Source organism: Plantactinospora sp. ZYX-F-223, assembly GCF_039649625.1.
GTDB lineage: Bacteria > Actinomycetota > Actinomycetes > Mycobacteriales > Micromonosporaceae > Plantactinospora.
In genome coordinates this window covers 124155-143827 of record NZ_JBDJAV010000017.1, presented here as the reverse complement: position 1 = coordinate 143827, position 19673 = coordinate 124155, and the positions used below count along the sequence as shown (strand labels likewise).

Sequence of the window (19673 nt, the reverse complement as noted above, 5' to 3'; positions counted from 1 at the left end):
CGTCCGGGCTGGTCGCGCATAGCTGTCTCGCGGCTCGATAGTCTTCCGCAAAGATCCGAGAGGCGGGCCACGCCGAGGGTGAAAGTCACCCGTCGGCGCGGAGTTGCGCGTCCACCCGGGCGGCGCGGGGTTCCGTTACCGGAACCGGTCGCGGTGGCCAAGGCACTTTCCGCAATCTGCCAAAGGAATTGCACCCCGGTTACCTCTCTCGGTTGCGTCAAGTTACCATCTAAGCACTCATGGTGATCAATGTCTTGACGACGATCAGCGGGGTGAGGGTTCGTGGCGCGGGACCTTGACGGGCGATCGGGCGGAACGGTGCGGCGGATCGGGGATCTCGACCGCAGCCTGCTGCTGCACTGCCGGACCAGCCAGGTCACCCAGGCGGCCGAGGTGGCCGACCGGAGCGGCGGCGGCCTGGTCGTCACCGCCGACCGGGGCAACCTGCGCGGCTGCCTGGGCCGGGCCCGGCACCTGCGGGAGGTCGACCACTACCGCCGGCCGGTGCTGCTCGACGCGGCCCGGTACGCCGGAGACGGCCGGCTGCCCGCAACCGCCCCGTTCGACCCGCGGTGGATCGACTGCCAGCGGGACCTCGGGCTGCCGGTGCTGACCGACTCGGGTTACCTGGACCGGGACGACACCGCCGGCCTGGCCGGGATCCTCGAACGGGCCGCCCGGCTCGGTGACGCCATCGCGCTGCTGCCGATGCACCCGTGCTGGCTCGCCGACCGGATCGCCCGACAGACCCTGGTCCGCTACGTGGCGGCGGTCGGCGTACCGGTGGCGGTGGTGGTGGAGGAGTCGGCGAACCCGTTCACCCCGGCCAGTACGGTGCGGGGGCTGCTCCAGTTGCTCGGCTGCGGCGTACCGGTGCTGGTGCTCCGGGCCGACCTGCCGGTGCTCGGAGTGCTCTGCTCCGGGGCGACCGCGGTGGCGATCGGCACCGAACCCGCGCTGCGCCGGCTCGATCCGCGCCGGCCCGCCGGATCCCGGCCACCGGTCGGGGTATCCCGACCGTCGGCGGTGGTCCGGCAATGCCTGTCGTACGCCCCGCTGCCCGAAATCGAGGCCACCATGCGCCGGTACCCGGACAACGGGATGTGGCACTGCGACTGCGCGACCTGTGCCGGCCGGGGCCTGGGCTGGCTGCTCGACCGGCCGGACGGCGAACGGAGCCGAACCGCGTTCCGGCACTCCGTCGACGTGCTGCTCGACCTGCGCGCGGAGTTGACCGGGCCGTCCGGGCAGCTCGGCGAGTGGAGCTGGCGGGCCCGCTGCGCCGCCGCCGCGTCCCGGCGGCGCGAGGTCGGCTGGGACCTGCTGCCGATGCTGGAACACTGGCAGCAGGCGGTCGGCGCCCCGCCGGGCACCTCCCGGCTGCCCGCCCCGACCCGCCGGGCCGGCGGGTCGAGCCGGTTCTCCCGGGCGACGACCCCCCGATCGGCGGCATGACCGGCGGGCAGGATCAGGCCAGCGCCATCCGGGCCCAGCGGCTCGGGCTGAGCGTGAGCACCCGGAACGGGCAGTGCCGGTCGGTGAGCAGGGTGTACGCCTCGATCGCCCGCTCGGCCGCGTCCTGGGCCTGCTCGGCCGGGCTCATGCCCCGGCCCCGGTTGCGGAACAGCGCGCCGTAGAAGGCGGAGCAGAAGACGCCGCTCTCGTGCCAGCCGATCTGTGCCGAGGTGCCGATGTAGGTGACCTCGTCCTGGAGGCAGTCCCGGACCGCCTTCTGCCAGGCGCCGGTGCCGGTCCGGCAGCCGTCCGCGAGGATCGCGTGCGCCGAGATGCCCCGGCCCCGGGCGGCCGCCTCCTCGCCCAGCGCCTCCAGCGAGATCTTCGTCCGGCCGTCGCTGCTGGCGAAGGTGGGGGTACTGCTGTGGTCGCCGTGCGCCATCACGTGCAGTACGTCGCAGGAGGCGGTGAAGGCGGTCAGCACCGTGTCCGGGTCGCGGGAGCGGACGAAGTCGATGTCGACGATCGGCTGCTGGTGCTCGGCGTTGATGTTCTGCAACGTGGACTGGACGAACGTCATCGCCGCGTCGAACGACGAGTCGAGCCCGATGTCGAGCAGACTCACCCGCTTCGCCCTCATCGCCATGGCGAACCTCCCCCGGATTCGATCAACCACGCTACCCCTGCCCCGCCAACCCCGGTGGCCCGGCGAGCGGCCCTTCTGGACCCGACGCCTGTCGGTACGGGGACGCGGGGCCGACCCGCCGGATGGGCCGGGTCAGTCGACCAGGGCCGCGTAGACGAGCTGGCGCAGCTCCGCACGGAGCGGATGGGTGCTGGAGGGGACGAGCTGGGTGAAGAGCAGCGCGGTCACCTCGTCGACCGGGTCGACCCAGAACGCCGTACTCGCCATGCCGCCCCAGTAGAACTCGCCCGCGTTGCTCGGGGTGCGGCTCGGCACCGGATCGAGTACCACCGCGAAGCCGAGCCCGAACCCGATCCCGTCGAAGGTGGTTTCCGCGAACCCGCCGGTCGAGAGCCGCCCCAGGTCCTGCCCCTCCGGGAGGTGATTGCGGGTCATGAACCGGACCGTCCGCGGACCGAGCAGGCGTACCCCGTCCAGCTCTCCGCCGCGCAGCAGGAACTGGGTGAACCGGTGGTAGTCGGCCGCCGTGGAGAGCAGGCCGCCACCGCCGGAGAGCAGGGCCGGCTTCGTACGCGCCAGCGCGCCGACCTCGTCGTACCGGACCGCCTGGCCGGTCGTCGGGTGCGCGGCGTAGCAGGCGGCCAGCCGGTCCGCGTCGGCGCCCTCGGCCCACCAGCCGGTGTCGGTCATGCCGAGCGGGCGGAGGATGCGTTCGGTGAAGAAGACGTCCAGCGACTGGCCGGAAACCACCTCGACCAGCCGGCCGAGCACGTCGGTGGCGACCGAGTAGCCCCAGGCGGCGCCGGGCTGGAAGAGCAGCGGCAGCCGGGCCAGGCCCTCGGTGGCGGTGGCCAGGTCGAAGTGCGACGGGGGATAGAGGTCGTACCCGGCGGCCCGGTACAGCCCGTCGACCACCGAGGTCTGTAGGAAGCCGTAGGTCAGCCCGGCGGTGTGGGTGAGCAGGTGCCAGACGCGGATCGGCTCGACCGCCGGCACCGTGTACGGCTTGAGCGCCGACCCCCGGTCGTAGACCCGGACGTCGGCGAACTCCGGCAGCCAGCGGCTGATCTCGTCGGTGAGCTGGAGCCGGCCCTCCTCCCAGAGCATCATCGCGGCGACCGAGGTGACCGGCTTGGTCATCGAGTAGATCCGCCAGAGGGTGTCGGACTCGACCGGCAGCCCCGCCTCCCGGTCCCGCATCCCGTAGGTCGAGGAATGGGCGATCTCGCCCCGCCTGGTCACCACGATCTGCCAACCGGCCAACTGCCCCGCGTCGACGTACCGGGCGAAGTGGTCGTCGACGCGGGCCAGCCTCGCCGGGTCGAAGCCGACCTGGTCAGGGTCGACGCTGCGCTGGAGGCTCATTCGCGGAACCATACTGCCGGCTCGGAAAGGGCGGCAACGACCTCCGGGTGTCGGTCACGGCACACCCCGGCCCCCGGCCGGCACGGTCGGCCACCTGGTCAGCCGGGCTCCGCCGGCCGACCGACCGATCCGTCCCCGGGTTGTCCGGGTGGTCGGGTCCGGCGCCAGTACTGCCGCTTGCCCTCGTCCCGGACCACCACGCCGAGCGGGACCAGTTCGCTCCGCAACTCGGCCACGTCCGCCTTGTCACCCTTGTCCAGCGCCCGTTGCCGGGCCTTGAGCAGCGAGTTCGCCCCGGGAGGCAGCTCCGGGCCGCCGTCGGTCCAGCGCCGGAAGTCCGTCCGGTACGGGTCGCCGTCGGCGTACCAGCGGTAGCCGTACGCCTCGAAGGCGGCCCGGAGCCGGTCGGCCGGCAGGTCCGACGGCTCCCGGGCCAGTTCCTCGGCGGCGGGCCCGAGCAGGACGAGCCGCTTGCCGTCCCGGAACGCCCCGGTGATCTCGTCCCGGCGGATCCGCCGGGTGGCGGTGCCCCGCACCAGGGTCACCCCGTCGGCGGCGACGGTGACCGTCAACCGCTCGGCAGCGGCGATCCCGGCCAGGAGCAGCCCGCCCAGCGTGCCGAGGACCAGGGCGCCACCGGTGGCCCACGGCTCGTCGACCGCGTCGATCAGCATGAACGGGCCGCGCATCGGGATCCAACGCAGCGACGCCAGCCAGCCCGCCGAGAACTGCACCAGCCAGAGCAGGGCGGCGCCGAGCGGCGGGCAGAGGATCCAGACCAGGGCCACCCGGCCGGCCGGCTCGGCCACCACCGTCGGCTCGCCGGGCGCCGCCGCCGGGATACGGCCCGGGGCGGGGGCGCGGTACGGCGTCCGGGTGCGGTCCGGCGGGGTCGCGTCGGCGGTCACCTCAGGACACCTCCCGGCGTACCGTCCGGATCAGCCCGCCGACCAGCGGCACCAGCACCCAGACCGCGACCGAGACACCGAGCCGGGCCCACTGGCCGCCGTCGAGGTGCCCCGGGTTCGGCGGCTCGACCAGCGCGGCCGTGGTGAGCCCGGTGTCCAGCCACTCGGCGGCACCGCGCAGCCGCTCGATCATCCCACCGAGGGTGGACCAGGCGATCGGCAGCACCAGGGAGAGCACGATCGCCAGCGGGGTGCTCTGGAGCAGCAGGCCGAACGCGATGCCGAGGAGCACGTTGACCACCTGGAAGACCGCCGCGCCGGCGAACGCCCACCCGTCGGTGGACCAGGAACCGCCGTCGCCGGCCAGCCCGGCGAGCACGGTGCCGACCGCCGCCGTCGCCAGGCTGGCCGCCACGGAGATCAGCGCCGCGACCACCCCGGCGCCGAGCTTGGCGGCCACCACCCGGTGCCGCTGCGGCACCAGCGCGAAGGTGGTCAGCACGGTGCGCTGGGAGAACTCGCTGGTGACCAGCAGGATGCCGAGGATCGGCAGCAGGATGCCGACCGGGATCTGGGACAGCGCGAAGAAGTTCTCGAACCGCTGGTCGGGGTCGGGCGCGGTGAAGAGCAGCACGGCCACGATGATCGCCGCGACCAGGCCGATGGTGATCAACAGCCAGTAGCCGGCCCGGGTGTCGGCGAGTTTGCGCAGCTCGACCAGGGTCAGCCGGAGCAGCGTCGGCCGGCCGGCGCCGTCCGGGCGGTGCGCGCCGGAGTCACGGTCGGCCCCGGTGCGCGGCGACGTGTCGGTACCCAAGGTGGCGTCGATGGTCATCTCACGGCCTCCCGGACGGAGTCGCCAGCGGTCAGGGTCAGGAAGATCTGTTCCAGGCCGGCGCTCTCCGCCGGCCGGAGTTCCAGCAGCGCCACGCCGGAGTCGGCGGCGGCCTGCCCGACGGCGCCGGGGTCGGCCCCGACCAGCAGGCCGCCGTCGGTGCTGGACCGCACCGGCAGCCCGGCCCGGTCCAGGGCGCCGCGCAGCGCCTCCGGGTCGCGGGACCGGACCAGCGCGCCCGCGCCGGCCAGCAACTCGTCCTTGCTGCCCTGCGCGACCACTCGGCCGGCACCGATCACCACCAGCCGGTCGGCCACCGCCTCGACCTCGCGGAGCAGGTGCGAGGAGAGCAGCACCGTGCCGCCCCGGTCGGCGAAGTCGCGCAGCAGGCCGCGCATCCAGAAGATCCCCTCCGGGTCGAGGCCGTTCGCCGGCTCGTCCAGGATCAGCACCCGGGGGTCGCCGAGCAGTGCCTGCGCCAGGCCGAGCCGCTGGCGCATCCCCAACGAGTACGCCCGGACCCGTCGCCGGGCCGCGACCGCGTTCAACCCGACCTGGTCAAGGCACTCGTCGACCCGGCGCCGGGAGACCCCGATGGTGCGGGCCGAGAGCATCAACGTCTCCCGCCCGGACCGGCCCGGGTGCTGCGCACCGGCGTCGAGCAGCAGCCCGACCCGCCGGCCCGGGTTCGGCAACCGGCGGTAGTCGACCGACTCGACCGTGGCGGTGCCGGCGGTCGGCGGGGTGAAACCGCAGATCATCCGCATGGTGGTGGACTTGCCGGCCCCGTTCGGGCCGAGGAAACCGGTCACGGTGCCCGGTTCGCAGCGGAACGAGACGTCGTCGACCGCGGTGTGCCGGCCGTACCGTTTCGTCAGGTGTTCGACGGCAATCATGCGGTCGAGCCTGCCGGGGCCGGCCGGTCGGGCGCTGCGGCCCGGAGTCCATCCCCGGCGACCTTCGGCTATTTCGAGACCTCGACTTTGGTCGGTGTCCGGTGCCGGCGCCGGTTCGTACAGTGGGCTGATGACTGGTGTGGCGGCGCGCCCCGAGCATCCCTGGCTGCTGCCGGCCACCCTGACCGCCGACCTGGCCACCGGCCGTCCCCGGCCCCGCCGGTCGACCCGGGACTGGATCGTCGACACGATCTGCTTCCTGATCGCCTCCGGGTACGCGTTCATCGCCTTCTGGGATGTGCTGCGCCCGCAGCCGACCCTGGTGGCGGACCGGGCCGACTCGGAACTCGCGGTCGCGATCGACGCGGTACTGAGCACCGCGCTCTGCCTCGCGCTCTGGGTACGCCGCCGCTGGCCGGTCGCGCTGGCCGCCGCCGCCCTGCCGGTGGCGCTCTTCTCCACCCCGTCCGGGATCGCCACGCTGATCATCCTGCTGACCCTGGTGGTGCACCGGCCGCTCTCGGTGGCCGGCCCGCTGGTCGCGGCCCACCTTGGGGTCGCGGTGCTCTACGAGTACCGGAATCCCGACCCGGCCGACGGGCCGTGGATCGGGATGGCGCTCAGTGGGGTACTGACCGCCTCGGTGCTGGCCTGGGGGATGTTCATCCGGGCCCGACGGCAGCTCGTGCTCTCCTGGCGGGACCGGGCGTACCGGGCGGAGGCGGAGCAGCGGTTGCGGGTCGAGGCGGCCCGGCGGCTGGAACGGACCCGGATCGCCGGTGAGATGCACGACGTGCTCGCACACCGGATCTCGCTGCTCAGCCTGCACGCCGGGGCGCTGGAGTTCCGGCCCGACGCGCCGCCGGAGGAGATCGCCCGGGCGGCCGGGGTGATCCGGACCAGCGCCCACCAGGCGTTGCAGGACCTGCGCGAGGTGATCAGCGTGCTCCGGGAGGACCCGCCGGAGGGCGGGGCGGAGCAGGAGCAGGCGGTCGAGCCGGTGCCGGTCTCCGGCGGCTGGGGCGCGGCGCCGAAGGCGTACCCGCCGGACCCGCCGTATCCGCCGGTGCCGCTGCCGGCGGCCGGCGAGCCGGACCCGCCCGTTCCGCCGGCCCGGGCGCCGGAGCGGCCGCAGCCGACCCTGGACGACCTGCCGGCCCTGGTGGCCGAGTCCCGGGAGGCGGGCATGCGGGTGGACCTGCGTACCGAGTTGACCGGCACGGAGACCGCCCCGGCCGGGGTCGGGCGGGGGGCGTACCGGATCGTGCAGGAGGGGCTGACCAACGCCCGCAAGCACGCCCCCGGGACCAGTGTGCTGGTGACCGCGCGGGGACGGCCGGGGCTGGGGCTCAGCGTCGAGGTACGCAACCGGTGGCCGGTCGGCCAGCCGGCCGGACCCCGGATCCCGGGTACCGGCACCGGCCTGGTCGGGCTCGGTGAACGGATTGCGCTGCTCGGCGGGTGGCTGGAGCACGGGCGTACCGACTCGGGTGACTTCCGGCTGGCGGCCTGGCTACCGTGGCCATCGTGAGCGGGGGACACGCCGATCCGGTGTCGGGATCGCGGCCGAAGCCGCCGGCCGGTCCGGTACGGGTGCTGATCGTCGACGACGACGCGCTGGTCCGGGCCGGTCTGTCGATGATCCTCGGCGGTGTGCCGGAGCTGCTGGTGGTCGGCGAGGTGGCCGACGGCAGCGAGGTGCTGCCGGCGGTGGCCGCACACCGCCCCGACGTGGTGCTGATGGACATCCGGATGCCCCGGATGGATGGGCTGGCCGCCACCGAGGCGCTGCGCCGGCTGCCACACCCGCCGGAGGTGCTGGTGCTGACCACGTTCGACGTCGACGAGTACGTGCTGCGGGCGTTGCGGGCCGGTGCCAGCGGCTTCCTGCTCAAGGACACCCCGCCGGCCGAGATCGTCGCGTCGATCGGCCGGGTCGCGGCCGGCGAGGCGACGCTCTCCCCGACGGTCACCCGCAAGCTGATCGCGCACGTGACCGGCGCGGGTACGCCGGCCCGGCGGGACGCCGACCTCCGGCGGGACCGCGCGGTACGCCTGCTCGCCGGGCTGAGCGCCCGGGAGCGGGAGGTCGCGGTCGCGATCGGGCGGGGCTGGTCCAACGCGGAGATCTCCGCCGCGCTGTTCATGAGCGTGGCGACGGTGAAGGCGTACGTCTCCCGGCTACTGACCAAGCTGGAGCTGACCAACCGGGTCCAGGTGGCCCTGCTCGTGCACGACGCCGAGCTGGTCTGACCGGGCGCATGGCGGGCCGGCGGTTCGGTCAGCGCTCCTGGAGTCGCAGCACGTCCAGGCCGCTGGTGTCGACCACCGGGCCGGTCTCGCGCATCCGCTCGGCAACCTGGTGCCACCGCCCGGCCTGCCGGGTGCAGATGCCCTGCGCCTCGTCGCCGCGCAGGGGCTCGCCCCGGTAGTCCAGCTCGGCCAGCCGGCGTCGGGCGCGCAGACTGCCGTCCCCGGCGTGCTCGGCGACGGTCTGGTAGATGGCGTTGAGCCGGCGGTCCACCAGCGCGATGTTGTGCCGGGCCAGCCGCTCGATGTTCTCCTCGGCCCGGCTGCCGTCCCCGACCAGCCGGTCGGCGCCGGCCAGGCAGAGGTCGTCGTAGCGCGGGATGGCCGGCGGGAACCGGGCCTCGGCGATCCGGATCGGGTCGACCGCCTCGCGCAGCAGCCGGATGAACTCGGCCCGGTCCCGCCAGTACCGGGCGTGGTCCAGGGCGATCCGGCAGAGCGTGTCCCAGGTCTCCGCGTCCAGGTCGAGCCAGCGGATGAGCTGGTGCGGGTCGGCGGTCTGCGGCGGCAGGGCCCGGTCGTGCCAGGTCTGTTCGAGGAGTACGGCACCCTGGCAGAGCAGCTCCTTGGCGTACGCCGACATCCGAGAGTTGATCACCTTGTCCGGGCGCGGCAGCACCACCTTGAGGCTCGGGTACACCTCCTCCTCGAAGTACCCGAAGTCCTGCAACCGGCGCAGCGGCGCCAGATCGGGCTCGCTACTCAGGATCCACCGCCGTAGCCGGTCGGCGGCGACCCCGCTCTCGGTGCAGGCCAGCGCGGCCCGCAACTGCTCCACGGCCTTCGCCACGAGCGGCGCGACCGGCCGCGGCAACGGGTGCGGGGTCGGCTCCGGCGCCACCGGACCGGTCGGGGCGGCCGGCGGCGCGGCCGGCCGGCGGTGCCAGCGGGGCGCGTACGCCAGCGGCAGCGCGTCGGCGATCAGCCGGCGGCCCCGCCACAGCGCCCGGCCGGCCGCCGACAGGTACGCCGGAGCGGTCCGCTCCAGCTCCGGGAAGTACCCCTTGAGCGCGAAGGCGTAGGTGCAGGCCGCGTTGTAGAAGTCGAACGACCGGAGCGAGTGTCTCGGCCACCGCCGGCGTTGCGCCCGCCGGATCGCCCGGTCCAGCAGTACGCCCCCGCACGGCCACTCCCGGCTCAGGGTCCGGGCCCGGGTGCGCGGGCCGCGCCGCCACCAGCCGGCGAGGCAGCCCCCGTCGTCGAACGGGCCGACCGGCGCGGCCGGCTCTCCGCCGTCACCGGCCGGCTCTCCGCCGTCACCGACCCGCCCTCGGCCGTCACCGTCACCGGACCGCCCGGCCAGCCCGGTCGCGGCAGGACGGTGCGCCGGCTGCCAGCCAGCGGCGGCCCAGTCGTGCCACGCCTTCGCCAGCCGCAGCGGTGCCCAGACGTCCCGGAGCAGCAGCAGCGCCGAGTGGGTCACCTCGGACCGGGTGGCCCGGACGAACCAGGCGAGCACGGTGTCCTCGCGCAGCCGATACAGCTCCTGGGCGGCGGCGATCTGGAACACCACCCGGGTCGCCTCCGGGAACTCCCGCAGCACCCGGCGCAGCCACGCCTTGGCGGCCGGCTCACCGGGCGCGTCGGCGAAGGTCACCACCACCGGCCAGTACCGGTCGACGAACGCCTTCTCCAGGCGTTGCCGCATCTGGCGGCGTACCTTCTCCCGGTCGCCGACACCGTCCTGCTTGAACCACTGGTGCACGGTCCGTTCGGTGTACGCGAGGGTGCAGGCGTACTGGTAGCGGAGCTTGATCGAGTCGGGGCGGCGGCGCAGGTAGCGCAGCGTACCGAGCAGGTGCCGGGGCAGGTGGCGGAGCCGGTCGGCGCGGGTGGTCCAGACGTGGTCGTCGTACCAGCCGCCCTGCTCGCGCAGCACCAGCGCCGACTGGTACGTGTCCAGCGCGTCCAGGAAGAGCCCCATCTCCTCCTGCACGCTGGCCACCATCACCCGCAGGTCGGCGTTGAACGGGTCGAGCCCCAGCGCCACGCCGTAGTAGCGCAGCGCCTCGTCGAACTGCCGCCGGTCCTGCAACTCCTTGCCCTTGTTGTACGCGGCGAAGAGTGCCGCCGGCAGTTCCCGGCCGCACCAGTTGCGCCACGGCGCGGCCCGGGCCAGCCGGGTCACCGGCAGGATCGTGGCCAGCACCCAGTACGCCGTCCGCCGGGTCGCCTCCTCCCAGGTGCCGCCCCACTGGGTGGTCATCGCGCTGCGGCCGCCGCCGAGGAACGAGGTGACGGTGGCGGAGACGCCGTAGCAGGGTTCCTGGGCCCGGACCTGCAACACCCCGGTCACCCGGTAGCCGATCTTCGGCCAGAGCCGGGGCAGCATCTGGAGCAGGATGGCCAGCGGGTGCCCGCTGCGCGGGTCCACCCCGCTGGCCACGTCGAGGAAGGTCTCGGGTGGCGGGTCGGCGGGTCCGGCGTACGGCGGATAGATGTGCGTCTCGGAGAGCCGCTGGCAGAACTGGCTCTTCAGGTCGTCGACCGGGGCGCTGCGGTCCGGGGTGGCGTCGGTGAACTCGTGCACGTCCACCGGCCCGGGCCGGTAGGCGAGCCGGACCCGGCGCCGGTGCCGCCAGGCGGCGAAGCAGATCAGGGCCAGCAGGAGTAGCCCGAGTCGCTGCCGCATCGGGTGCGGCCCGTCGCCGCCGAGGGCGATGGCGAGGCCGTCCACCGGGCTGACCAGCCAGGTGTCCGGGCGGCCGGCTCGCAGGTGCGCGCGGCCGATCCAGACCAGCGCGGCGAGCAGGGCCAGGGTGCCGAGGAGTTGCCAGGCGAGCGCCCGTCCGGTCCGGGGCATCGGCAGTACGGCGGGCGCGGCCCGGGATTCTCTGCCGATCCGCCGGGGCGTTGGCTGCTCCCACTGCTCGGACCGTTGGATACCGTGCGACGTTCTTCTTGCTCGATGAGGCATCTCGGCCACCGATGAGTCTCGGCTCGGTCCCCTTTCGTGACAAAACCCGCACCTCCAGGCTAGGGATCGTGGTAACGGCTGTGGTCCGGAATGCCCGTTCTCGGGGGCCTCGTTGGGGTGGTCGCGTCCCGCCCGTACCAGTGGTTCCGCACCGGGGCCGCTTCCCTCCGCCGGACCGCAGCCGTACGGGGGTGTCGCGCCGACGGGGCGACCCCGTCATCGGGAACTGTCGAGCTGCCCCGTCTGTGCCGCCTCCGATCCCGCTCGGACGGGTGCGTCAGTCGGGGGGCGCGGGGTGGGGCGGCGTGGGGTCGTGCCGGCGTACCGGGCGCGCATGGCGGGGCTGGCGGCGGGGCCGGCGGTGAAGACGAAGTCGGGCCCGTCCAGGGGACGGCCGGTGGCCCGGTCCACCACCACCGGGTCGGCCTCTACGCCGGTGGCCCGGTCCACCAGGATCATGCTGCGTTCCTCGGGACGGAGCCGGGAGTTGCCCCAGGCGGCCAGCGCGATCACCACCGGCCGGAGGCTGCGGCCGAGGTCGGTGAGGACGTACTCGTAGCGGTCCGGCCGGGTCTGGTAGCGGCGGCGCGTCAGCAGGCCGTTGTCGGTGAGGGTCTTCAGCCGGCTGGTCAGGATGCTGGACGAGATCTTCAGGTTCGCCTGGAACTGGTCGAACCGGGTGTAGCCGTCGAAGGCGTCGTGCAGGATCAGCAGCGTCCACCACTCGCCGACATGCCCGAGTGCGGTGGAGAGCGGGCACTCGCGGTCCTCAAGTCTGATCTTGCCTGCCACCTGTCTGCCTCCCGTCGAGCCGCCGTCGAGTTGATGCTAGTTTAGAAGTTACTAGCTTCTACCTTGAAAGTAACTCAGGAGGTCGATCGTGACCAGCGCCAACGCCGCCCCCGAGATCATCCGCCGGTACTTCGCGTACGCCTCGCGGCCGGACACCGAGGCCTACTTCGGGTTGTTCGCGGACGACGCCGTGGTCGAGGACGAGGGGAAGACGTACCGCGGCATTGCCGAGATCCGCCGCTGGCGGGGCGAGGTGCCACTGGTCAGCTACGAGATCACCGACGTCGAGCAGACCCCGGCCGGGACGGTGGTGACTGCCACCATCACCGGAGACTTCCCCGGCAGCCCGTTCGCCGGGCTCCGCTTCCGGTTCGAGGAGTACGACGACGCGGCGATCCGGCGACTCCGCATCGCCCCCTGACCGGGGCCCGCCCCCGCATCTTCGTCGACGACCAGCGCTGCTCGCCCTCTCCCGCCCCCCTCGACCACACTGTCCACTGTGGCCTCGGCCGTGCTCCGGTTGTGGTCAATGGTTCGTCGGGTCTCCGACACGGCGGCAACTCCGCCCCGATCGGGTGCAACCGCGACCCGGGGACGGATGTGTATGCCCCGACCGGGCCGACGAAGGAGCCCGGACACGAGCTTCGAGGGGGACCGATGCGAAAGATCGGGTTCGGAACCAGCCCACGCCACCCGGTGGCGATGCCGGCGGTACTGCTGGCCGCCGCGCTGACCGTGGCGCTGGCCGGCTGCGGCTCCGGTGCCGCGCCGAGCGGCGCATCGACGGTGACCGCCGGGCCGAGCGGCGCACCGACGGTGACGGCCGGGCCGACCGGCGTACTGGCGACGCCGGTCGGGGAGACCGGCACGGGTAGCCCCGCGACGGCCGCGCCGACCGGGCCACCCAGGAAGAGCGGGACCGGGGCGAGCACCCCGCGCCGGCCGGCTCCGGCACGGCCGACCGGTACGCCGAAGCCACCGGCGTCGTACGACCCGGCCGAGGACATCACCGACCTGTCGGCGCAGACTCCGGGCCTGCGGCTCAGGTCACCGGTCGGCGGCGTCCGGCACGGCGACCTGACGGTGACCGTCCGGAACACCGGACCGCAGCCGGTGTGGGGGCTGACCTTCATCGTCGAGGTGCCGGCGAGCATGACGGCGGACGGCGGCGACTGGTCCGGCTGCACCCCGCTCCGGTCGACCCGGGCCGGTTTCCCGGCCGGGTCCAAGTGCGAGAAGGGCTATCTGGCGCCGGGGCAGTCCCGGGTGTACCGGTTGGGCATGAAGTCGCCGGCCGCCAAGGACGGCGCGGACAGCCGGACCTCCCGGTGGCTGGTCGACGTCTGGTCCGGCGGCAAGCGTGGCGAGATCTACCGGGATCTCGGGCCGGACGACAATCGCCGCATCTTCCTGGTTTACCGTGCCTGACACTATCGCTCTGGTGACCTCCCGTGCCGATCCGCCCCAGGGTTCCTGCCGTCCGGCCACGCCGAGCGTGCCGGGCGGCGGGGCCGTCGCCGGGAGCGGCGGTGGGGCCGGGCCGGAGGTCGCCTCCTTTCAGGAGTTCTACGCGCTGACGTTCCACCCGCTGACCATGCAGCTCTGGGCGTACACGGGGGATCTGGCCCAGGCGCAGGACGTGGTCCAGGACGCCTTCTGCGAGCTGTTCGAGCGGTGGGACCGAGTCTCCCGGTACGACGACCCGACCGCCTGGGTACGCCGGGTCGCCTGGAACCGCGCCACCAACCGGTTCCGGCGGTCCCGTACCTTCCTGCGGTGGGCGCGGCGGCAACGCGAGAGCCACGTGCCGGAACCGAGCCCGGACCGGGTGATGCTGGTGGCGGCGCTCGCCGAACTGCCCGCCACCCAGCGCCGTGCCCTGGTCAAGTACCACCTCGGCGACCTCTCCGTCGCGGAGATCGCGATCCAGGAAGGTGTTTCGGCGGGCACGGTCAAGTCGTGGCTGCACCGGGGGCGGGCGGTTCTCGCCGCCCGGCTGACCGAGCGGGAGGGGGAGCAGCGATGACGGGCTTCGACGACGAGCGGGCGGTCGACGCCGCCTTCGCCGAGTTCGACCGGGTCGGCCGGCCATACCTCACGGCGCCAGGGGTCGGCGACGTACGGGCGCGGGTCCGGCGCCGCCGGGTGGTCCGGCAGTCGGCGCTGACCGGTGCGGCCGGCGTGCTGGTGGTCGTCGCCGCGATCTCCGGTACCGCCCTGGTCCAGCGGCCCTCGCCCAGCCAGTCGAGCGCGGTCGTACCACCGGCCGTTCCGGCGACCACCGCCTCCGCCGGGCCGAGCCCGACCGGCCCGGCCAGGTCCACCGCGCCCACGCAGCGGCCCTCGGCGACGACCACCGGCCGACCGTCCGGTGCGGCGCCGCGCGGCAGCACCCCGACGACCTCGTCGCCGGACGCGGCGGACGTCTCGACCAGCAGCAGCTATCTGACGTTCGAACCGCCGAGCGCCGACTCGCGGGCGGGAACCCTGTTCGTCATGGTCGAGAACACCGGCCCGGCGGGAGTCGCCGCACTCTCCGTGCTGGTGACCACTCCGGCCACTGTGGAACTGGGGGAGCCGGGCGGCGGGTGCCGGCTGTCCGGGTCCGCCGGCACCTTTCGGTGTACGGCCGGACCGCTGGCCGCCGGGGCGACCGTACGGTTCCGGTTCGACTTCGTCGCACCGCCCGGCCCGGTGGCCCGGACGCCCGCGACGGTGACGGTACGCGGCACCGGGCACGACCCCGACCAGTCGAACAACCAGGTGGACTATCTGATCCAGGATTGACCTATCCGGGAGCGTGCTGACAGAGATCGATTATTGCTTACCGGTTTCCGATGGATGACGATTGATGCCCGGGGGGATCTTCCAAGGAGGCATCTCATGGCGGAAGCGACACAGGTCCCGGATGTCCACTCCTATCCACTCGGCGCCAGCCGTCCCCCGCTCGCCGTGGCCGACCTTCCCGAGCCCGAGGAGGTCTTCAAGGTCCGTAGGCTCGGCCCCCGAGAGCTGGTCAAGTACGCCCTCGGCCCGAGCCTGATCGCGCTGGGCATCTCGATCGGCAGCGGCGAGTGGCTGCTCGGCCCGCAGGCGGTCGGCCAATTCGGCTTCGTCGGAGTCGGCTGGGTCATCCTGATCTCGGCGGTGCTGCAGACCTTCTACAACATCGAGTGCTCCCGGTACGTGATGGCCACCGGCGAGGCTCCGGTGGTCGGCTGGGGACGGGTGCCGCCCGGCTACCTGCTCTGGGTACCGCTCTCGGTGTTCCTGGTGATCTTCGCGTTCATCGCCGGGGGATGGGCGGCCTCGGCCGGCCAGGGCATGTACGCGCTGGTGCACGGTGAGGCGCCGCCGTCCGGGGCGGAGGAGCCACGGCTCTGGGCGATCGCCCTGCTGGTGCTGGTCTTCCTGATCGCCGCCGGGGCGAAGCGGATCAGCCGGGCCCTCGAACTCGCCAACTGGGTGATGGTCAGCACCATCCTGCTCGCCCTGCTGCTGGTGGCGTTGCTGGTGGTGCCCTGGGACATCTGGTGGGAGGGGATCCGGGGCTTCGTCACCCCGGCCGCGCCGCCGGAGGGGATCACCGCCACCCAGCTCGGCGGGCTGGCCGGGTTCACCGCCCTCGTCTCCGGCCTCAACTGGTACGTGATGGGCCACTACCGGGACAAGGGCTACGGGATGGGCTTCCGGACCGGGTACATCTCCGGGCTGCGCGGCGAGCGGCGGGAACTGCTGGCCACCGGGGTCACCTTCCCGGACAACCCGGCGAACGCGGCCCGGTGGCGGCGCTGGTACCGGCTGCTGCTCATCGACATGTGGGGGATCTTCTTCGTCGGCGCGATGCTCGGCATGCTGCTGCCCACCATCCTGATGGCGCAGGCGGTGCAGCTCTCCGGCGAGGCGCCGACCGCGTCGAACGTACCGACCTTCGTGGCCACCGCCCTCGAACCGGACTACGGGCCGCTGATGTTCTACGGCATGCTGCTGATCGGCGTACTGGTGCTGTTCAGCACCCAGCTCGGGATCTTCGAGGGGATGGTGCGGGTCAGCACCGACGCCGCGCACGCGACCAGTCCCCGGCTGCGCCGGCTGCTGGAGGGCGACCCGCGCAAGTTCTACTACCCGTTCATGCTGCTGCTGCTCGTGATCATTTCAGTGGTGCTGCACCTGGCGGTGCCGGTCAACCTGGTGCAGTGGTCGGCCAACATGTCGAACCTGGGCGCGCTGCTCTATCCGTTCCTGCTGATCTACCTGAACAGCCGGCTGCCCCGGCCGGCGCGACCGCGTCCCTGGCACTACGTACTGCTGGTGCTCAACGTGCTGTTCTTCGGCTTCTTCTTCGTCAACTTCATCGCCGACTTCATCGGTGACCCGCTGATCACTTTCTGAGGTGTCAGGAGAGGTCCCCTCTCCGGCAGAGTGCGATAAGAGGGGGCCTTTCCGCGCAGTGGGCCGGTGACGGGCGCTCAACGGGCCGAGGTCGTCTCCCGTACCCACGGCAGGGCCAACCACTCGATCGCGACCAGGGCGTAGTAGAGCACGATGCTCATGGCTCCGACCAGGATGATCGCGGCCCAGGCGGTCGCGCTGTCGGCGACCCCGCTGTACTGAAGGATCTGGAAGCCCAGCCCCGCGCCGTCCGCGGCGTAGAACTCACCGAGGACGGCGCCGATGGCCGCCAGCGGCATGGCGACCTTCAGCCCGATGAACATCTGTGGCAGCGCGGCCGGGAACCGAACCTTGGAGAATGCCTGCCAGCGCGAGGCGTCCAGGGACCTGGCCAGCTCGGCCAGGTCCGCGGGGGTGGTGGTGAGTCCGGTCGTCGTGGCCAGGACGATGGGGAAGAACGCGAGCAGGACGACCATCGTCAGGATCGGCTTCTGACCGAAGTCCAGGGCAATGACCAGCAGCGGCGCAATAGTGATCTTCGGGACCGCGTTGACGGCCACGAGCAGCGGCGAAAACATCCGCTCGGTCGTGCGTGAGGCGGCCAGGGAGATGCCGATCAGGACTCCCGCGGCGGTGGCGAGCAGGAAACCGATCACGGTTTCCGCAGTGGTGGTCCAGGTGCCGTCGAGTAGCTCTCCCGGCTTGCGACGGAACGCGGCCAGAACATCGGCCGGCGGCGGCAGGACCGCCGGGTGGACGAGCGGGTACGCGGTGGTGACGAGCCACCAGGTGGCGATCGCGAGCAGCAACCCGAGGAGGGGCCATACCCCGGCGTACGCCACCCGGGCGGCGCTCCACCGGTCCCGGGTCGCGCGCGTCTCGGATCGAACCTCGACCATTTCAGGGCTTCGGCGTCAGGCTGGCGTCGACGATCTGCTCCGGCGTCACACCCGGGGGGATCGACCCGGCGGTCTCCAACAGGGCGATGCTGCCGGCCACCCGGCCCAGGTCGATCCCACCAATTCCGGTCTCCGAGGCCACGTACGTGGCCATCAGCTCCAACTCGGCGGCGGCCGGCGCGGCAGCCGCGGCCGGCACGTGCTTGTGGAGAATCTCCCCGGACTCCTCGGGGTTCGCGATGCTGTATTCCAGCCCCTTGAGCAGGGCAGCGGTGAACCGCTTGACCATGTCCGGATTCTCCGTCGCGATCTTCTTGGAGGTGACCAGCACGTTGCCGTAGAGGTCTCGCATGACGTCGCTGTACGGCAGGACGACTGCCTTCCTGCCCTTCGCGGCGGCCTCGATGGTGGGCTTGCCGACCACGAACTGCCCGATGCCCTGGACGCCCCCGCCGGCCAGCGTGCCGATCAGGGTCTGCGGGGTGCCGTTGACCCACTTGACCTTGCTCTCGTCGATCTTTGCGAGCTTGGCGTACGTCGGGAAGAGGTTCCGGACAACCGAACTGGGGCTGTCGGCCAGGGTCTTGCCTTCCAGGTCCTTCGGGACGGCGATTCCGTTGCCCTCCAGACTCATGATCGCGGCCATGGTCTTCTGCTGGATGGCGGCAACCGCGACGACGTCCTTGGCCTGTCCCTGCCCGGCGGCGAGGAGGAAACCGGTGAGGTCGACCGGACTGAACGCGGCCCGCCCCGCGGCGACCATCTTGAGGTTCTCGGCGGTGGCGTTGCCAGGCTTGATGTCCACCTCGAACCCAGCCTCCCGGAAGTACCCCTTTTCAAGGGCGACCCAGGCGTACGCGTCACGCCCGAAGTTCCCGAAACTGGTCAGGTATGCCACCCTCTGCACGGAGCCTGAACCGCCGCCGTCGCTGTCGTCCCCGGACGAGTCCGAGCAGGCGGCGGTGAGCAGCAATGTCGTGGCCAGAGCTGCGGCTGCGGTCGTACGCGCGAGTCTCACGAGAACCTTCCTTTCGATCCGGCGGTGCCCGACCGTCCGGAGTGGGGGTGGGGTTGAGTACGGGAGTTTGGCGGCGGCGCGGCCGGGCGGGGAAGGCGGGAGAGCCCGCGTACAGCGTAGGAGAAAGCCACTCTGCCTGCGAGGTCCGGTCCACACCCGGGCAATGCCACACTGGACCAGCGAGCGGGGCTAATCTTTGCCCGCCGGGTGGCAATGGCGTGAACCACTACCGGACTGCTGCCCGCCGATGGCGCGGGAGGCGCCGGCGCGCCGGGGCGGGAGGGGCATGACATGCGCGTAGCGATCTTCACCGAGCCGCACCGCGGCGCCAGCTACGACGACCAGCTCCGGATGGCTCGATTGGCCGAGGACTCCGGGTTCGACGGCTGGCTGCGGGCGGATCACTACCAGGCGATGGGCGACGACCCCGGGCTACCCGGCCCTACCGACGCCTGGCTTACCCTCGCCGGTCTGGCCCGGGAGACCTCGCGGATCCGGCTCGGCACGCTCGTCACCTCGGCCACGTTCCGACTACCCGGCCCGCTCGCCGTGCTGGTCGCCCAGGTCGATCAGATGAGCGGCGGCCGGGTCGACCTGGGCATCGGCGCCGGCTGGTACGAGCGGGAACACCGCGCGCTCGGGATCCCGTTCCCGGCCGTGGGCGAGCGGTTCGACCGGCTCGCGGAGCAGCTCGCCATCGTTACCGGGCTGTGGAGCACTCCGACCGGTTCCCGGTTCAGCTACGCCGGCGACCACTACCAGCTACAGGACGCCCTCGGCCTGCCCAAACCGGTCCAGCTGCCAGGACCGCCGATCATCGTCGGTGGCCGGGGCCCGAAACGGACGCCGGAGCTGGCCGCCCGGTACGCGGACGAGTTCAACATGCCATTCCGGACGGTCAAGGAGACCGCCGAGGCGTACGCGCGGGTCCGCGAGGCGTGCGACCGGCTCGACCGCCGGGCAACCGGCCGTGATCCGCTGGTCCTGTCCGCCGGAATCGTGGTGGCGATCGGACGGACCGATGCCGAGGTACGGCGGCGCCTCGCACCGCTGCACGAGAAGAGCGCCCTGCCACCGGAGGACCCGGTGGCCGGTTCGCCGGCCCGGCTCGTCGAGCGAATCGGCGAGTTCGCCGAGGTCGGCACCACCCGGGTGCACCTGCGCCTGACCGACCTCAACGACCTCGACCACCTGGAACTCATCGCCGCCGAGGTGCTGCCGAAGCTCGTAAAATAAGGCC

Annotated in this window: 18 protein-coding genes; 9 read left to right on the top strand and 9 right to left on the bottom strand. The window is 72.6% G+C overall.

The annotated features are described in order from the left end of the window. Window positions 1-282: 282 nt before the first annotated feature. Window positions 283-1455: a hypothetical protein gene (locus tag AAH979_RS19050; RefSeq protein ID WP_346259465.1), complete on the top strand. Its 1173-nt coding sequence runs from the start codon at window positions 283-285 to the stop codon at window positions 1453-1455. 13 nt (window positions 1456-1468) lie between these two features. On the opposite strand, the gene AAH979_RS19045 is transcribed toward AAH979_RS19050, so the two are convergent. From AAH979_RS19045 to AAH979_RS19025, 5 genes are all read right to left on the bottom strand, one after another. After that, on the bottom strand, window positions 1469-2101 hold the full coding sequence (locus AAH979_RS19045; RefSeq protein ID WP_346259464.1) for a hypothetical protein: 633 nt from the start codon (window positions 2099-2101) through the stop codon (window positions 1469-1471). 132 nt (window positions 2102-2233) lie between these two features. Continuing rightward, window positions 2234-3466: a serine hydrolase domain-containing protein gene (locus tag AAH979_RS19040; protein ID WP_346259463.1), complete on the bottom strand. Its 1233-nt coding sequence runs from the start codon at window positions 3464-3466 to the stop codon at window positions 2234-2236. A 98-nt stretch (window positions 3467-3564) separates the two neighbouring features. Continuing rightward, entirely contained in the window at window positions 3565-4374 is an 810-nt protein-coding gene (locus tag AAH979_RS19035; protein ID WP_346259462.1) for a hypothetical protein, read from the bottom strand. A 1-nt stretch (window position 4375) separates the two neighbouring features. Then, window positions 4376-5209: an ABC transporter permease gene (locus AAH979_RS19030; protein ID WP_346259461.1), complete on the bottom strand. Its 834-nt coding sequence runs from the start codon at window positions 5207-5209 to the stop codon at window positions 4376-4378. Continuing rightward, window positions 5206-6105 (bottom strand): ATP-binding cassette domain-containing protein, encoded by a 900-nt coding sequence (locus AAH979_RS19025; RefSeq protein WP_346259460.1) that lies wholly within the window; start codon window positions 6103-6105, stop codon window positions 5206-5208. Before AAH979_RS19025 ends, AAH979_RS19030 begins: the two co-directional genes overlap by 4 nt. Before the next feature lie 130 nt (window positions 6106-6235). Here AAH979_RS19025 and AAH979_RS19020 point away from each other — a divergent pair, with 130 nt between their 5' ends. Then, window positions 6236-7636, top strand: a complete 1401-nt coding sequence (locus AAH979_RS19020) for a histidine kinase (protein ID WP_346259459.1) — start codon at window positions 6236-6238, stop codon at window positions 7634-7636. Beyond that, window positions 7633-8358, top strand: coding sequence for a response regulator transcription factor (locus AAH979_RS19015; protein WP_346259458.1), 726 nt, complete (start codon window positions 7633-7635; stop codon window positions 8356-8358). The genes AAH979_RS19020 and AAH979_RS19015 overlap by 4 nt, the downstream gene beginning before the upstream one ends. Before the next feature lie 28 nt (window positions 8359-8386). Here the strand turns inward: AAH979_RS19015 and AAH979_RS19010 are convergent, their stop codons facing one another. Beyond that, a complete protein-coding gene (locus AAH979_RS19010; RefSeq protein ID WP_346259457.1) occupies window positions 8387-11218 on the bottom strand; it encodes a hypothetical protein in 2832 nt (943 codons plus the stop codon). Between the two features lie 330 nt (window positions 11219-11548). Then, on the bottom strand, window positions 11549-12124 hold the full coding sequence (locus AAH979_RS19005; RefSeq protein ID WP_346259456.1) for a helix-turn-helix domain-containing protein: 576 nt from the start codon (window positions 12122-12124) through the stop codon (window positions 11549-11551). Between the two features lie 88 nt (window positions 12125-12212). Between AAH979_RS19005 and AAH979_RS19000 the strand changes: the two genes are divergently transcribed. The 5 genes from AAH979_RS19000 to AAH979_RS18980 all read left to right on the top strand — a co-directional run bounded on the left by AAH979_RS19000 (window position 12213) and on the right by AAH979_RS18980 (window position 16516). Then, window positions 12213-12545, top strand: coding sequence for a nuclear transport factor 2 family protein (locus tag AAH979_RS19000; protein WP_346259455.1), 333 nt, complete (start codon window positions 12213-12215; stop codon window positions 12543-12545). 236 nt (window positions 12546-12781) lie between these two features. After that, window positions 12782-13552 (top strand): hypothetical protein, encoded by a 771-nt coding sequence (locus AAH979_RS18995; protein WP_346259454.1) that lies wholly within the window; start codon window positions 12782-12784, stop codon window positions 13550-13552. A gap of 166 nt (window positions 13553-13718) precedes the next feature. Then, complete coding sequence (locus tag AAH979_RS18990; protein ID WP_346259495.1) at window positions 13719-14150, top strand: sigma-70 family RNA polymerase sigma factor; 432 nt, start codon at window positions 13719-13721, stop codon at window positions 14148-14150. Then, entirely contained in the window at window positions 14147-14911 is a 765-nt protein-coding gene (locus tag AAH979_RS18985) for a hypothetical protein (protein ID WP_346259453.1), read from the top strand. The genes AAH979_RS18990 and AAH979_RS18985 overlap by 4 nt, the downstream gene beginning before the upstream one ends. Before the next feature lie 96 nt (window positions 14912-15007). Beyond that, window positions 15008-16516, top strand: coding sequence for an Nramp family divalent metal transporter (locus tag AAH979_RS18980; RefSeq protein WP_346259452.1), 1509 nt, complete (start codon window positions 15008-15010; stop codon window positions 16514-16516). A gap of 77 nt (window positions 16517-16593) precedes the next feature. Here AAH979_RS18980 and AAH979_RS18975 read toward each other — a convergent pair whose 3' ends face one another. Together AAH979_RS18975 and AAH979_RS18970 are read right to left on the bottom strand one after the other, a co-directional pair. Continuing rightward, entirely contained in the window at window positions 16594-17415 is an 822-nt protein-coding gene (locus AAH979_RS18975; RefSeq protein ID WP_346259451.1) for an ABC transporter permease, read from the bottom strand. 1 nt (window position 17416) lies between these two features. Next, window positions 17417-18433, bottom strand: a complete 1017-nt coding sequence (locus AAH979_RS18970; protein ID WP_346259450.1) for an ABC transporter substrate-binding protein — start codon at window positions 18431-18433, stop codon at window positions 17417-17419. Between the two features lie 291 nt (window positions 18434-18724). Between AAH979_RS18970 and AAH979_RS18965 the strand changes: the two genes are divergently transcribed. Next, window positions 18725-19669 (top strand): LLM class F420-dependent oxidoreductase, encoded by a 945-nt coding sequence (locus AAH979_RS18965; RefSeq protein WP_346259449.1) that lies wholly within the window; start codon window positions 18725-18727, stop codon window positions 19667-19669. Window positions 19670-19673: the final 4 nt, after the last annotated feature.

What these genes read in the sequence shown, in the direction of transcription:
- AAH979_RS19045 (WP_346259464.1), bottom strand. Translation starts at nt 2,101, where the DNA reads ATGGCGATGAGGGCGAAGCGGGTGAGTCTGCTCGACATCGGGCTCGAC.
- AAH979_RS19040 (WP_346259463.1), bottom strand. Translation starts at nt 3,466, where the DNA reads ATGAGCCTCCAGCGCAGCGTCGACCCTGACCAGGTCGGCTTCGACCCG.
- AAH979_RS19030 (WP_346259461.1), bottom strand. Translation starts at nt 5,209, where the DNA reads ATGACCATCGACGCCACCTTGGGTACCGACACGTCGCCGCGCACCGGG.
- AAH979_RS19025 (WP_346259460.1), bottom strand. Translation starts at nt 6,105, where the DNA reads ATGATTGCCGTCGAACACCTGACGAAACGGTACGGCCGGCACACCGCG.
- AAH979_RS19020 (WP_346259459.1), top strand. Translation starts at nt 6,236, where the DNA reads ATGACTGGTGTGGCGGCGCGCCCCGAGCATCCCTGGCTGCTGCCGGCC.
- AAH979_RS19010 (WP_346259457.1), bottom strand. Translation starts at nt 11,218, where the DNA reads ATGCCCCGGACCGGACGGGCGCTCGCCTGGCAACTCCTCGGCACCCTG.
- AAH979_RS18995 (WP_346259454.1), top strand. Translation starts at nt 12,782, where the DNA reads ATGCGAAAGATCGGGTTCGGAACCAGCCCACGCCACCCGGTGGCGATG.
- AAH979_RS18990 (WP_346259495.1), top strand. Translation starts at nt 13,719, where the DNA reads ATGCAGCTCTGGGCGTACACGGGGGATCTGGCCCAGGCGCAGGACGTG.
- AAH979_RS18985 (WP_346259453.1), top strand. Translation starts at nt 14,147, where the DNA reads ATGACGGGCTTCGACGACGAGCGGGCGGTCGACGCCGCCTTCGCCGAG.
- AAH979_RS18980 (WP_346259452.1), top strand. Translation starts at nt 15,008, where the DNA reads ATGGCGGAAGCGACACAGGTCCCGGATGTCCACTCCTATCCACTCGGC.
- AAH979_RS18975 (WP_346259451.1), bottom strand. Translation starts at nt 17,415, where the DNA reads ATGGTCGAGGTTCGATCCGAGACGCGCGCGACCCGGGACCGGTGGAGC.
- AAH979_RS18965 (WP_346259449.1), top strand. Translation starts at nt 18,725, where the DNA reads ATGCGCGTAGCGATCTTCACCGAGCCGCACCGCGGCGCCAGCTACGAC.